The sequence below is a fragment of the Pseudomonas sp. 9Ag genome, assembly GCF_902506445.1.
Classification (GTDB): Bacteria; Pseudomonadota; Gammaproteobacteria; order Pseudomonadales; family Pseudomonadaceae; genus Stutzerimonas; species Stutzerimonas stutzeri_AB.
This window is the reverse complement of the sequence record NZ_LR733836.1, coordinates 4,363,376-4,377,504: the sequence shown is the minus strand read 5'-3', so window position 1 is coordinate 4,377,504 and position 14,129 is coordinate 4,363,376. Positions and strand designations below refer to the sequence as shown.

Sequence of the window (14,129 nt, the reverse complement as noted above, 5' to 3'; positions counted from 1 at the left end):
CTCGCTTAGAGTTGGGAGGCCAGTTTTTCGACCAGATCGTTGTGTGCCTTGGCGTCCACCTGGGACTCCAGAATCTTCTCCGCACCCATGACAGCCAACACGGCTACCTGGTTACGCAGTTGCTCCTTGGCACGATTCACTTCCTGCTCGATCTCGGCGCGGGCGCCGGCTACCAGTCGCTCGCCTTCGGCGCGCGCCTGTTGCTTGGCATCCTCAACGATGGCGTTGGCTTGCTTATTGGCTTGCTCAACAATCTGGGCAGCTTGCCCTTTGGTCTCACGGAGAGTGTTGGAAACCTTTTCCTGAGCCAACTTTAGGTCTTGCTGCGCACGGCCTGCGGCGTCCAGTCCTTCGGCGATTTTCTTCTGGCGTTCTTGCATGGCCTTGGTGATCGGCGGCCATACGTACTTCATGCAAAACCAGACGAAAATAGCGAAGGCGAACGTTTGACCGAACAGCGTCAAGTTAATGTTCACAGCGATATACCTCGTGCTATCTCGTTCGACGCGGTTGTCAATTCCACGGCAACGGGGCTCGCCATGCGAACCCCATCAGGAACCGGAAAAGTCTTAAGCAGCGACAACGAAGATGAGGTACATCGCGATACCAACACCGATCATCGGTACGGCGTCGAGCAGACCAGCCATCAGGAAGGTCTTGGTTTGCAGCTGAGGAGCCAGCTCGGGTTGACGAGCAGTGGATTCCAGCAGCTTACCGCCCAGCAGAGCGAAGCCAATGCCAGTGCCCAGGGCACCCAGACCGATCATGAGAGAGGCGGCGATGTAGACGAGTTCCATGTAAAGCTCCTGAAGCTAAGGGTTAAGGTTTTCTTGGTAAAACGAAACGTGTTGAACCGGTTTTAACTGTTACGGCGTGAGTTCGGCATGACTGTGGTCTTCATGCGCAGAGCTCAGATACACCACGGTCAGAACCATGAAGATGAACGCCTGCAGCGGGATCACTAGGATGTGGAAGATCGCCCAGGGTACATTCAGGGTCCACTGCACGTAGAACGGCAGCAGCGCGATGAGGATGAATACCACCTCACCGGCATACATGTTGCCGAACAGTCGTAGAGCCAGGCTCAACGGCTTGGTCAGCAGACCGAGGATTTCGAGGAACAGGTTGAACGGCACAAGCGACCAGTGATTGAACGGCGTGAAAGCCAGTTCCTTGGTAAAGCCACCGAAGCCCTTGACCTTGAAGCTGTAGAACAGAATCAGAATGAACACGCCAAGCGACAGACCGAAGGTTCCGTTCGGGTCCGCAGTCGGTACGATCTTGAAGTACGGCAGCCCCAACATGCTCGCCAGACCTGGAATGTAGTCAACCGGAATCCATTTCAGGCTGTTCATCAGGAACACCCAAACGAAAATGGTCAGGGCCAGCGGCGCGATCAGCGCGTTGCGACCATGGAAGGTATCTTTCACCACGCCTTCGACAAACTCGACGCACATCTCGACGAAGTTCTGCAAACGGCCTGGGGTACCCGCAGTAGCGCCCTTGGCCGCCATGCGAAACACCAGCACGAAGATGAGTCCCATGAACAGCGACCAACCGAGCGTATCGAGATGGACGGCCATGAAGCCCATGTCACGCGCTTCCACGCCCGAATGAGCAATGGTCCAGGTAGCCTGGTCGACGACCGAGCCGTCTGCGCGTACGTAACCTTCCGGCAGTTTTCCGTAGGTCAGATTCTGCAGGTGATGCTGGATGTATTCCGCCGGGGTACTCGCCATAAACGCCTCAGTGCTCAATGCTTCGGATTATTTTTCATCAGCAGGAGGGCGCTCGCTCCGGCGCCCAGAACCATCAGGTAACCGACGAACAACGCCCCCGGTTGCAGCGGTTTCACTCCTACAAACACCAGCGCAAACAGCGCTGCTGCCAGAATCTGCTTACCCATTTCTCCAGCCCACAGGGACTGAACAATGGCTGTGGTCGAGCGCGCGCCAAAATAGCGAAACGCCTTAAACGCAAAGTACAGGTTGGCCACTAATGCAATCAGGCCACCCAGCAATCCCGAATAGCCGGCAACCATACCAAAAAACAAACCGCATGCTACGCCTGCGCCTAACGCAACGAACGCCTGTACGGCTAACACACGTACTACAGGCAATCGATGGAGAGGTGTCTTGTTGCGTATATTCACCGTGCATCCACCGAAAAAGATCGTTAGCTGTTCAGCTCGACCGCGGTCAAAAAAGCGCCGCGAGTATAGGAGCAGCCCATCCTGCGTTCAACCTTCAGGTAGCACTTTCTGACCGGCACTACATAAACTTTGTATCAGCGAATGTGCGCAAGTACGCCCTGCAACTCATCCAGCGAACTGTAACGGATTACCAGCTGCCCTTTGCCCTTCTCACCGTGCTTGATTTGCACCGGTGAGCCCAGACGTTCAGCCAGGCGCTGTTCCAGACGGACGATATCGGGATCGCTTTTTGGCTCGGTTTTGGTGTTTTCCGGCTTGCTCAGCCATTGCCTTACCAGCGCCTCGGTCTGGCGTACGGTCAGACCGCGTGCGACAACATGCCGCGCGCCTTCAACCTGCTGATCGGCAGGCAGTCCAAGCAAAGCCCGGGCATGGCCCATTTCCAGATCGCCATGCGAGAGAAGCGTCTTGATCTCCTCCGGCAGTGCAATCAGACGCAGCAGGTTGCTAATGGTCACACGGGATTTACCCACCGCGTCCGCGACCTGCTGCTGTGTCAGCTGGAACTCCTGCTGCAGTCGCTGAAGCGCAACGGCTTCCTCGATAGGGCTGAGGTCCTCGCGCTGAATGTTCTCGATCAGTGCCATGGCAATGGCTGCTTCGTCGGAGACTTCCCGAACCATGGCAGGGATTTTATCCAGGCCAGCCTGCTGACTTGCACGCCAGCGCCGTTCTCCAGCGATGATTTCGTAGCGGCCAGAGCCAATCGAGCGAACCACGATGGGTTGCATCACACCCTGGGTACGGATCGAGTTCGCCAGTTCGTCGAGGGTGACCGGGTCGATGTCGCGGCGAGGCTGATACTTGCCCCGCTGGATAACGTCGAGCGGCAACTGTTGCAGCTCATGCACAGCAGCTTGAGTAACATCCTCTTGTATGGCCGCCACATTGGCGCCGCCGAGCAGGGCATCCAGACCCCGTCCTAGGCCTCGTTTTTTGGTCGCCATGAAGTTTCCTTATGCGGTTGCGCTGCGGGCGGCTCGACGCTGACGGCGCGACAACTCGCCCGCCAGTGCCAGGTAAGCCAAGGCGCCCTTGGATTGCTTGTCATAGACCAGCGCCGGCATGCCATGGCTGGGGGCTTCTGCCAGGCGTACATTGCGTGGAATCACGGTGTCATAGAGCTTCTCACCGAAGTGCGCTTTCAGCTGCTCGGTGACATCGTTGGTCAGGCTGCTGCGTGGGTCATACATGGTGCGGAGCAAACCCTCGATCTTCAGCGATGGGTTCAGCGCCTGACCAATACGCTGAATCGAATTGACCAGATCTGACAGGCCTTCGAGCGCGTAGTACTCGCATTGCATGGGAATGATCACGCCATCGGCGGCCGTCAGCGCGTTGATCGTCAGCATCGAGAGCGAAGGTGGGCAATCGATGAGGATGTAGTCGTAATTCTCGCGCACCGGGGCCAGCGCTTCGCGCAAGCGGTGCTCTTTGGCCGGGAGGTTCAGCAAGGCAACTTCAGCAGCCGTCAGGTCGCGGTTGGCTGGTAACAACTGATAACCGCCGTGCTCTGAGAACTGCATGGCATCGACCAAGCTGCACTCACCAATCAGCACGTCGTAGATCGAATATTCCAATGCCAACTTATCCACACCGCTGCCGGTGGTGGCGTTGCCCTGTGGATCAAGATCGATCAACAGCACGCGACGACGCGTTGCAACGAGCGAAGCCGCCAGGTTGATGCAAGTGGTGGTCTTGGCGACACCGCCTTTCTGATTGGCGATGGCAAATACTTTAGCCATGGTCAGTGTCTGTCCGGGTCATGAAGTGCGCCGCAGTATCAGCAGATGGCGTTGCCCTTGGCAACCTGGAACCTTGAGTACTACACAGCTCTGCAGCTGGAAGTCCGTCGGAAGCGCCTGCAGCTCATCGTCCGGTTGCACGCCTTTCATGGCGAGCCAGCGGGAATCTTTATCGCCGAGATGGCGAGTCCAGTTGGCAAAATCCTCTAGGGAGCTGAACGCCCGCGAGGTGATATCAGTTAACGGCTGCGGCGGTCTGAACTGCTCGACGCGGCTGTGGACAACATCCACATTGGCGAGTTTCAACTCCAGCTTCACCTGGGTGAGAAAGCGGGTCTTCTTGCCGTTGGAGTCAAGCAGGGTGAAGTTGCGCTCGGGAAACATGATCGCCAGAGGAATTCCAGGCATACCGCCCCCACTTCCGACATCGAGCCAGCGGGCGCCGCCCTGTTCCGCGTGCGGCACAACGCTCAGGCTGTCGAGCAGGTGGCGAGAGACCATCTCGGCCGGGTCGCGCACTGCGGTGAGGTTGTAAGCTTTGTTCCACTTGTTCAGCAGTGCCAGATAAGCCATTAGCTGCTGTTGCTGAGCGCTGCTCAGGTCGAGCCCCAGCTGCAACGCCCCTAGTCTGAGCTCATCGGCATGATCAACCAGTTCCATAGCCATCAAGCGCTCTGCTCCAGCTTTTGCCCAGCGCTGCGCTTTTTCAGATGAATCATGAGTAGCGACACCGCTGCCGGCGTGACGCCCGGAATCCGAGAGGCTTGCCCAAGGGTTTCAGGCCGTGCCTGCGAAAGCTTGTGCTGGATCTCTTTGGAAAGTCCGGAAATACCTGAGTAATCCAGCTCAGCTGGCAGCGCGATGGATTCGCTGGCCCGTAAGCGGAGAATCTCCTCCTGCTGGCGGTCGATGTAGCCGGCGTACTTGGTCTTGATCTCAACCTGTTCGGCGACTTGAGGATCTTCGGCTCCGCCGCCGGTGAGCTGCATGAGGCCCCGATAATCGATTTCCGGCCGCGCCAAGAGGTTCAGCAGGTTGTACTCATGGGTAAGCGGGGTCCCGAATCGCTCGGCAATCGCATCGCCCTGCTCGGTTCCCGGGCGAACCCAGGTGCCCTTCAAACGTTGTTCTTCCTGCGCGATACTCTCGCGCTTGCGTTCGAATGCAGCCCAACGCACGTCGTCGACCAAGCCCAACTCGCGGCCTTTTTCGGTCAATCGCAAATCAGCGTTGTCCTCACGCAGAATCAGCCGATATTCGGCGCGCGAGGTGAACATCCGATACGGCTCCTGCGTCCCGAGCGTGATCAGGTCATCGACCAGCACGCCGAGATACGCTTCGTCCCGACGAGGACACCAGCTGTCCAACCCTTTGGCACGCAGCGCAGCGTTGGCACCAGCGAGTAGTCCCTGGGCTCCCGCCTCTTCGTAACCGGTAGTGCCGTTGATCTGCCCTGCGAAGAACAGCCCACCAATCACTTTGGTTTCCAGGCTGTATTTCAAATCACGTGGATCGAAATAGTCGTATTCGATGGCGTAGCCGGGCCGCACGATGTGCGCCTGCTCCATGCCACGAATGCTTTGAACGATCTGCAACTGCACGTCAAAAGGCAACGAGGTCGAGATACCGTTTGGGTAGAGCTCATGGGTCGTCAGGCCTTCCGGCTCGATAAAGACCTGATGGCTGTCCTTGTCGGCGAAACGATGAATCTTGTCCTCAATCGACGGGCAGTAGCGCGGACCGACACCCTCGATAAGGCCAGAATACATCGGTGATCGATCAAGGTTGGCGGCAATGATTTCGTGAGTGCGGGCGTTGGTGTGCGTGATCCAGCAACTCACCTGTCGCGGATGCTGCGCTGCCTCACCCAGAAACGACATGGGAGGAATTGGCGTATCGCCTGGTTGCTCGGTCATTACTGAAAAATCGACACTGCGGCCATCGATTCGCGGAGGCGTTCCGGTCTTCAGACGTCCAACCCGCAGGGGCAGCTCGCGTAAACGTTTGGCCAACGCTATCGAAGGGGGATCGCCGGCCCTGCCGCCAGAGTAATTCTGCAAACCAATGTGGATAAGTCCACCAAGGAAGGTGCCGGTTGTGAGGACAACCGATTCAGCTAGGAAGCGCAGTCCCATCTGGGTAACGACACCCTTGACCTGATCGGACTCAACGATCAGGTCGTCGGCTGCCTGTTGAAATATCCACAGGTTCGGCTGGTTTTCCAACACTTCGCGGACAGCAGCCTTGTACAACACCCTATCGGCCTGAGCGCGCGTCGCCCGTACGGCTGGCCCTTTGCGGCTGTTGAGCACCCGGAATTGAATGCCGCTCAGATCGGTAGCAGTTGCCATGACGCCACCGAGAGCATCGATTTCCTTCACCAAATGACTCTTGCCGATGCCACCAATGGCTGGATTGCAGCTCATCTGTCCCAGCGTTTCGACATTGTGGGTCAGCAAGAGTGTTTTTACGCCGATTCGAGCTGCTGCGAGCGCAGCTTCGGTACCGGCATGGCCGCCGCCGATAACGATGACGTCAAAACGGGAAGGGAAATCCACCACGCACCTCGTGCCTGTTTGGTTGAGTCTCAGGAAGCTCGCCAGTATAGGCACTAGGAGAGCGCGAAAGAAGGCCTCTGAACAAAAAATGACCAGTTGCAGCGACGCTGGCTCAAGAGAAGGCCTTAATAGATAAAAAAGAGAAATGATTTAAAGCTTATTTTTATGTTTATAAATACGCAGCGCATATCTGTGGATAGAACTCTGAAACGCCTATGTGACGCAGGTTACAGCCGGAAGAAACGCTGTGTTCAGCCGCCGTACAAGCGGTGGAACCCCGGTTGACACCCTGTGTATGGAATAAGACTTTATCCACAGCCGCCTGCAGCAGTCGCTTTACGCACTGCTTATTGACCGAGCTTAGGCAGGGTTTTCCACAGAGCTTAAGCATCGTCTCTTTATGCAAAACTGCCGGACGCGCTGCGCTGAAAACAACAAAATGGCAGGGATGGAGGAGAATTTTAGGCGAGCAGGTGGACAGGCCCTCCAACTGAAGGGCTGATGTCGAACTGGAATGCTGGGGTGGCTGTGGGAGGTCGCCCCCTCAGGAACGGATAGCGTTCAGGAAAGGTTTGAGCGCCACAGCGTGGCTAGAGACCGACTATTTGCCGATGCAGAAGCTGGAGAAGATTCGGCCAAGCAGATCGTCGGAACTGAATGCCCCGGTGATCTCGCCAAGTGCCTGCTGCGCTTGACGAAGGTCTTCAGCTAGGAGTTCACCTGCGCCTGCCAGCGTTAACTGAGCATGACCATGGTCAAGGTGCTCGGCAGCCTTGCGCAGCGCGTCCAGGTGCCTACGTCTTGCGCTAAATGCGCTCTCCGCTGTCTGGTCATAGCCCATACAGTGCTTGAGATGCCCACGGAGCAATTCAAGCCCCTCACCTGAACGGGCCGACAGGCTGAGCGTGGTATGTCCCTCTGGGGCGACTGAGATACTGACGGCGTCACCCGTAATGTCGGCCTTATTGCGAATCACCGTGGTCTTCGCTGGGTCTGGTCTGGTCAGAAGCAGACCCGGCCACAGGACATCATCATCAGCAACAGACGCCGCACTCGCATCGACCACCAGCAGCACCCGGTCGGCATCCTCTATGGCTTTGATGGCCCGATCTACGCCGATTCGTTCCACCTGGTCCTTCGTATCACGCAGCCCGGCTGTATCGACGATGTGCAACGGCATTCCATCAATCTGGATATGCTCTTTGAGCAGATCTCTCGTGGTCCCGGCAATGTCGGTCACGATTGCCGCCTCACGCCCTGCCAGGGCATTGAGCAGGCTCGATTTGCCGGCGTTGGGTCGGCCTGCAATGACCACGTTCATGCCCTCACGCAGCAATGCGCCCTGCCCTGCCTCACGAAGAACTGTGGATAACTCTGCGCGAAGCTGCTCCAGCAACCCGAGCACTCGGCCGTCTGCGAGGAAATCGATTTCCTCCTCCGGAAAATCGATCGCTGCTTCGACGTAGATGCGCAGCTGCACCAGGCTTTCGGTGAGGTGATGCACGCGCCGGGAGAAATCACCCTGAAGGGAGCGCACTGCATTGCGCGCTGCTTGCGCCGAGCTCGCTTCGATAAGGTCCGCAATCGCCTCTGCCTGGGCCAGGTCCAGCTTGTCGTTGAGGAACGCTCGTTCGCTGAACTCGCCGGGACGAGCAGGCCGGATGCCGAGCTCTACGCAACGCTGCAACAACATGTCCATCACGACGGGGCCGCCATGACCTTGAAGTTCCAGAACATCTTCGCCGGTAAACGAGTGGGGGCCGGGGAAGAACAGCATCAAACCCTCATCGATCACTTCGCCATCATCGGCATGGAAGGGGCCGTAGTGGGCATGTCTTGGAACCGGCTCGCGACCGCTAAGCGTGATCGCGACGGCTTTGGCTCGCGAGCCGGAAACGCGCACAACGCCGATCCCTCCACGACCCGGTGCAGTGGCGACGGCAGCGATGGTTTCGCGATCTTGGCTCATCAAAACTCTCCCAGGTATCGATAATGCAAAACGCCCCAATTAAGGGGCGTTCTGTTCACTTCGACGGATCAGGTTGCGCTGGCAGTCTGTCCGGTGATCTTGCGGGTAATGTACCACTGCTGCGCGATCGACAAGCAGTTGTTAACGACCCAGTACAGCACCAGGCCTGCCGGGAACCAGAGGAAGAAGAAGGTGAAGATAATTGGCAGCAGCTTCATCACCTTGGCTTGCATCGGGTCCGGTGGCGTAGGGTTCAATTGCTGCTGGATAAACATGGTCAGGCCCATGATGATCGGCAGAATGAAGAAAGGGTCTTTGATCGACAGGTCTGTGATCCAGAACATCCAGGGCGCCTGGCGCATTTCGACGCTTTCCAGCAGAACCCAGTACAACGCGAGGAAGACGGGCATCTGCACCAGGATCGGCAGACAGCCTCCGAGTGGATTGATCTTCTCTTTCTTGTACAGCTCCATCATCGCCTGAGACATCTTCTGGCGGTCGTCGCCGAACTGCTCTTTGAGCGCCTGCATTTTCGGCGAAACCGCACGCATGCGGGCCATCGACCTGTAACTCGCAGCCGAGAGCGGGAAGAACGCCAATTTGATCACGATAGTCAGCGCGATGATTGACCAGCCCCAATTACCCAGCAGTGCATGGATATTCTGAAGTAGCCAGAATATCGGCTGGGCGATGAACCAGAGAATGCCGTAATCAACGGTTAGACGGAGGCCGGGTGACAGCTCTTCCAGCTGGTCCTGACTTTTCGGACCGGCATACAGGGTAGCGTAGGTCTCACCCTGACTGCCCGGTGCAACCGAAACAGCGGGACCGGTGAAACCGATGATGTAGTTGCCCTGGCTGTCCTTGCGGGTCTGTACCAGATTGGTCTGGTCAGGCGCTGGAATCCACGCGGTCACAAAGTAGTGCTGCAACCATGCTATCCAGCCACCTTCGACGGTCTTCTTCAGACTCTTGTCGTCCATGTCCCCCATGGAAACCTTGGTGTAGGGCTCGTCTTTGGTCCAGAGAGCCGCGCCCAGGTAGGTTGCTGTGCCAGTTGCGGTACTCGAGGACGGATCCTTGCTGTCATCACGTTTCAGCTGACCGAACATATGACCGGTCCACGCTTGATCGCTTTGGTTGTCGATCAGATAGCGCACGCCAAGATCGTAGTCGCCTCGTTTGAAGGTAAAGCGCTTGGTGTAGTTGACGCCGTCTTCGCTGAATTGCAGATCAACGACCAGCTGGTCCTGATTCTCACCCAATTGGTATTGCTGTTGCTCGCTGCTGTATAGCGGACGACCAGTTGCTTTGTCCGGACCGTCCCCAATCAAGCCGCTCTGGGCTTCATAGGTCCTCTCGCCGCTACGTTCGAACAACTGGAACGGCACGTCTGGACGATCTTGCCGACGAGGAAACTCTGGCAAGCGCAGATCGACAATGTCGCCACCGCGGGGATCGATCGCGACGTCCAGTACGTCAGTGCGTACGTGGATCAATTCAGAACTGGCCTGACCGTCGGCTACCGCGTTGGCCGACGGTTCAGTACTTACGGCAGGGATATCCCCCTGCGCATTCACATCACTGTTGGTTGGGACAGCGGGAAGCTGCGCAGCCGAAGACTGCTCCTGGCGCGTCTCGTCAGGGATAGCGGTCTGACCGTAGTCCTGGTTCCACTGCAAAACCATCAGGTAAGCAACGACTGCCAGGGCGACAAGCAGGATCGAGCGTTTGATATCCATGGTTACTCGGTCATCGAAGATGAATTGGAGGGGTGTTGGAAGGCACGGGATCATAGCCGCCCGGATTCCATGGATGGCAACGGCCAAGCCTGCATAGGCTCAGCCAGCCACCGCGCAGCAAGCCATGAGTTTCAATGGCCTCTTGTGCGTAGCAGGAGCAACTTGGGTAGAAGCGACAGTGGCTGGCCATCATCGGACTGATGGCGTACCGGTAGAATTTGATGGGGACGAGTGCGAGCTTACGCATCGGCGGCGTTGCTCTGGACCTGCTTGGTGTCCGGCGCCGGCGTACGAGCCAAGCGTCGCCAGAGTTTGGCAAACTGCTTTGCCAGTTCTGGATTATCCAGTTCCGCGAGGCCCTTGCGTGCGATGACCACGATGTCCCACCCCGTCAACTCCATCTGGTGGAGACGAAAGGTTTCACGCAGTTGCCGCTTGATGCGATTGCGCTCTACCGAGAGCTTGACGCTCTTCTTGCCAATTACCAATCCGATTCGCGGGTGTGGCAACTGATTTTCGCGCACCAGTAGCAGGACATTCCTGCCCGGTAACTTACCGTCGGGGGAGTCGAAGACAGCCTTGAACTGGCTCGGGGTCAGCAGACGCTTTTCCCGACCGAAGTCTCGACTCACTACCTGTTCCGACGTCTTCAGACTGCCAGACGCTTACGACCTTTGGCGCGACGACGCGACAGGACGGCACGACCGTTTTTGGTGGCCATACGGGCACGGAAACCGTGGGTGCGAGCGCGCTTGAGGGTGCTGGGTTGGAAAGTGCGTTTCATGATGCGTTACCTGGTGATTCGTTGCGGGCCGGAATGGCCCCCTTTTAAGAGACCGGCGATTGTAGAGAAGCCGCGCGGTGAGGTCAATTTCCAACCAGCGCCATTCATTCAGAAATTAATAGATAGAGAAAGAAGATAAAGCTCTTCTTAATGCAGTGCTTATAGATGGTGGAGCCATTTTCTGTGGACAGGTGCCTGTAGCCCACGCAGCGCAAGGCGTACAGCGCTCTTAAGCCTTCTGTGGAAACGGTGCGTTTGCAGTGCAAAGCCACTGCGTTTCCTGTGGATGGAAGCAGAACTTATACACAGGCCCAAACCACCGCAAGCTGTACACAGGCTTTTCCAATGGGCTGGAGCATGGTTATCAACAAACCTTAGGAGGCTGGTTTCAATCATCACCAAGCATGGTTGGATCGTCTGCTTCCTATATAACTGCCCTTGGACTGTGGATAACTGATGGGCTCAGGGCTACAATAAGCTCCGTTTTGAGCGTTGCAGCGTCTAGGAGTGTCCGTGTCGGTGGAACTTTGGCAGCAGTGTATTGACCTCTTGAGAGATGAGCTGCCGGCCCAGCAATTCAACACTTGGATTCGTCCGCTTCAGATCGAAGCTGATGGAGATGAGTTGCGGGTCTATGCCCCGAACCGGTTTGTGCTCGATTGGGTCAACGAGAAGTATCTTTCGCGCTTGATGGAGCTGCTGTCGGAACGTGCCACTGGAGCCGTGCCTTCACTGTCCCTGCTGATAGGCAGCCGGCGAGTAGCTTCTTCACGGCCAGCTGTCGGCTCCGTTGCTCGTTCTCAGGCGCAGGTTGGCGCTCCTGCCGCCGCTGCGCCGCCGCCTGCATCGTTCAACGAACCGACCCCATCTGCCGAACCTATGGCAGTACCTGCGTCTAGCGCACCGTCTCGGCCCGCGGAACGCAACGTTCAGGTCGAGGGTGGGCTCAAGCACACCAGTTATCTCAACCGCACGTTCACCTTTGAGAATTTTGTCGAAGGCAAGTCCAACCAACTGGCACGGGCAGCTGCCTGGCAGGTGGCCGACAATCCCAAGCATGGCTACAACCCGTTGTTTCTGTATGGCGGCGTAGGACTTGGCAAGACGCACTTGATGCACGCGGTTGGCAATCATCTGCTGAAGAAGAACCCTAACGCCAAGGTGGTCTATCTGCATTCCGAGCGGTTCGTTGCGGATATGGTCAAGGCTCTGCAGCTCAACGCGATCAATGAGTTCAAGCGCTTCTATCGATCGGTGGATGCGTTGTTGATTGACGACATCCAATTCTTCGCCAAGAAAGAACGGTCGCAGGAAGAGTTTTTCCACACGTTCAACGCCTTGCTTGAAGGTGGCCAGCAGGTAATCCTCACCAGTGACCGTTACCCGAAAGAAATTGACGGGCTCGAAGAGCGCTTGAAGTCGCGCTTCGGCTGGGGGCTGACTGTGGCCGTCGAGCCGCCGGAGCTTGAGACCCGTGTGGCGATCCTGATGAAGAAGGCTGATCAGGCCAACGTCGAGCTTCCACATGATGCTGCGTTTTTCATTGCGCAGCGCATCCGTTCGAATGTTCGCGAACTGGAAGGAGCATTGAAACGCGTAATCGCCCATGCTCATTTCATGGGGCGTGACATTACCATCGAGCTGATTCGCGAGTCGTTGAAAGACCTGCTTGCACTGCAAGACAAGCTGGTAAGTGTTGATAACATTCAGCGCACCGTCGCGGAATACTACAAGATCAAGATATCGGATCTCCTCTCGAAACGACGCTCGCGTTCGGTCGCGAGGCCTCGGCAGGTCGCGATGGCATTGTCCAAAGAGCTCACCAATCACAGCTTGCCGGAAATCGGCGACGCCTTCGGTGGGCGCGATCACACGACAGTGCTACACGCTTGTCGTAAGATTGCCGAACTTCGGGAATTGGATGCGGATATTCGCGAAGATTACAAGAATTTGCTGCGCACTTTGACAACCTGAACAGACTGCGGCCATTTAATAGGCAAGGGACCAGACCATGCATTTCACTATTCAGCGCGAAGCCTTGTTGAAACCTCTGCAGCTGGTGGCCGGCGTCGTCGAGCGTCGACAGACCCTGCCGGTGTTGTCGAACGTCTTGCTGGTGGTCCAGGACCATCAGCTTTCGCTTACCGGCACTGATCTTGAAGTCGAGTTGGTTGGTCGTGTCGCCTTGGAGGATGCATCCGAGCCAGGCGAGATCACGGTGCCTGCGCGCAAACTGATGGATATCTGCAAAAGCTTGCAGCCTGATGCGCTTATCGATATCCGGCTGGATGACCAGAAGATTGTTATCAAATCCGGGCGCAGCCGCTTTTCGCTTTCAACCTTGCCGGCCAATGATTTTCCTACTGTTGAGGAAGGGCCTGGCTCGCTGAACTTCAGCGTTAACCAAGGCAAGATGCGCCGTTTAATCGAGCGCAGCAGCTTCGCCATGGCACAGCAGGATGTGCGTTACTACCTGAACGGTATGCTGATCGAGGTTTCAAGTGGAATGCTGCGCGCGGTCGCAACTGACGGACATCGTTTGGCCATGTGCTCCATGCAAGCTGGCATCGAACAGCCCGACCGACATCAAGTGATCGTTCCGCGTAAGGGCATCCTCGAGTTGGCCAGGCTTCTTACGGATCAGGACGGTGAAGTCAGTATCGTCCTGGGCCAACATCACATTCGCGCTACCACAGGTGAATTTACTTTTACCTCCAAGCTTGTTGATGGGAAATTCCCTGACTATGAGCGTGTGCTCCCCCGCGGCGGTGACAAGTTGGTGGTGGGTGAACGCCAGACCCTGCGCGAAGCGTTCAGCCGTACGGCCATTCTTTCCAACGAGAAATACCGTGGTATCCGGCTGCAGCTGGAATCTGGTCTGTTGAAAATACAGGCGAACAACCCCGAGCAGGAAGAAGCTGAAGAAGAAGTTGCAGTGGACTATACCGGTGGGGCTTTGGAAATCGGTTTCAACGTCAGCTATCTGCTCGATGTGCTTAGTGTCATGACGACTGATCAGGTCCGGTTGATTCTTTCCGATGCGAACAGCAGTGCTCTGGTTCAGGAGTACGACAACGACGACTCGGCCTACGTTGTTATGCCGATGCGCCTGTAACCCA

At 56.8% G+C, this 14,129-nt stretch carries 14 protein-coding genes and 1 pseudogene; 2 read left to right on the top strand and 13 right to left on the bottom strand.

Annotated elements, in window-relative coordinates; all coding sequences use genetic code 11:
• Positions 1-5: 5 nt before the first annotated feature.
• The 13 genes and pseudogenes from ALTERO38_RS20110 to rpmH form a co-directional block, all read right to left on the bottom strand.
• Positions 6-476, bottom strand: coding sequence for a F0F1 ATP synthase subunit B (locus ALTERO38_RS20110; RefSeq protein ID WP_159969475.1), 471 nt, complete (start codon positions 474-476; stop codon positions 6-8).
• A 93-nt stretch (positions 477-569) separates the two neighbouring features.
• Positions 570-797 carry a F0F1 ATP synthase subunit C gene (gene atpE / locus ALTERO38_RS20105; protein WP_102837650.1) on the bottom strand — a complete coding sequence of 76 codons (228 nt, stop codon included), beginning with the start codon at positions 795-797 and terminating at the stop codon, positions 570-572.
• 69 nt (positions 798-866) lie between these two features.
• Positions 867-1,739 (bottom strand): F0F1 ATP synthase subunit A, encoded by an 873-nt coding sequence (atpB, locus tag ALTERO38_RS20100; RefSeq protein WP_102837651.1) that lies wholly within the window; start codon positions 1,737-1,739, stop codon positions 867-869.
• A gap of 14 nt (positions 1,740-1,753) precedes the next feature.
• The gene (locus ALTERO38_RS20095; protein ID WP_178114610.1) at positions 1,754-2,152 is read right to left on the bottom strand and encodes a F0F1 ATP synthase subunit I; all 399 of its coding nucleotides are present in this window, start codon (positions 2,150-2,152) and stop codon (positions 1,754-1,756) included.
• Positions 2,153-2,286: 134 nt separating this feature from the next.
• The gene (locus ALTERO38_RS20090) at positions 2,287-3,159 is read right to left on the bottom strand and encodes a ParB/RepB/Spo0J family partition protein (protein WP_159969474.1); all 873 of its coding nucleotides are present in this window, start codon (positions 3,157-3,159) and stop codon (positions 2,287-2,289) included.
• A gap of 9 nt (positions 3,160-3,168) precedes the next feature.
• A complete protein-coding gene (locus ALTERO38_RS20085) occupies positions 3,169-3,957 on the bottom strand; it encodes a ParA family protein (protein ID WP_159969473.1) in 789 nt (262 codons plus the stop codon).
• Positions 3,958-3,975: 18 nt separating this feature from the next.
• Positions 3,976-4,623 (bottom strand): 16S rRNA (guanine(527)-N(7))-methyltransferase RsmG, encoded by a 648-nt coding sequence (rsmG, locus tag ALTERO38_RS20080; RefSeq protein WP_159969472.1) that lies wholly within the window; start codon positions 4,621-4,623, stop codon positions 3,976-3,978.
• The gene (gene mnmG, locus ALTERO38_RS20075) at positions 4,623-6,515 is read right to left on the bottom strand and encodes a tRNA uridine-5-carboxymethylaminomethyl(34) synthesis enzyme MnmG (RefSeq protein WP_159969471.1); all 1,893 of its coding nucleotides are present in this window, start codon (positions 6,513-6,515) and stop codon (positions 4,623-4,625) included. The genes rsmG and mnmG overlap by 1 nt, the downstream gene beginning before the upstream one ends.
• A gap of 601 nt (positions 6,516-7,116) precedes the next feature.
• A complete protein-coding gene (gene mnmE, locus ALTERO38_RS20070; RefSeq protein WP_159969470.1) occupies positions 7,117-8,484 on the bottom strand; it encodes a tRNA uridine-5-carboxymethylaminomethyl(34) synthesis GTPase MnmE in 1,368 nt (455 codons plus the stop codon).
• Positions 8,485-8,552: 68 nt separating this feature from the next.
• Positions 8,553-10,226, bottom strand: a complete 1,674-nt coding sequence (yidC, locus tag ALTERO38_RS20065; protein ID WP_148925717.1) for a membrane protein insertase YidC — start codon at positions 10,224-10,226, stop codon at positions 8,553-8,555.
• Between the two features lie 2 nt (positions 10,227-10,228).
• Positions 10,229-10,473, bottom strand: a pseudogene (yidD, locus tag ALTERO38_RS20060) (membrane protein insertion efficiency factor YidD).
• Positions 10,466-10,858, bottom strand: a complete 393-nt coding sequence (gene rnpA, locus ALTERO38_RS20055; RefSeq protein ID WP_102837659.1) for a ribonuclease P protein component — start codon at positions 10,856-10,858, stop codon at positions 10,466-10,468. Before rnpA ends, yidD begins: the two are co-directional and overlap by 8 nt.
• A 17-nt stretch (positions 10,859-10,875) precedes the next feature.
• On the bottom strand, positions 10,876-11,010 hold the full coding sequence (rpmH, locus tag ALTERO38_RS20050) for a 50S ribosomal protein L34 (RefSeq protein WP_019340723.1): 135 nt from the start codon (positions 11,008-11,010) through the stop codon (positions 10,876-10,878).
• A 513-nt stretch (positions 11,011-11,523) separates the two neighbouring features.
• On the opposite strand from rpmH, the gene dnaA reads away from it, so the two are divergent.
• Positions 11,524-12,984: a chromosomal replication initiator protein DnaA gene (gene dnaA, locus ALTERO38_RS20045; RefSeq protein WP_159969468.1), complete on the top strand. Its 1,461-nt coding sequence runs from the start codon at positions 11,524-11,526 to the stop codon at positions 12,982-12,984.
• A 37-nt stretch (positions 12,985-13,021) separates the two neighbouring features.
• A complete protein-coding gene (gene dnaN, locus ALTERO38_RS20040) occupies positions 13,022-14,125 on the top strand; it encodes a DNA polymerase III subunit beta (RefSeq protein ID WP_148925719.1) in 1,104 nt (367 codons plus the stop codon).
• The last annotated feature ends 4 nt before the right edge of the window (positions 14,126-14,129 follow it).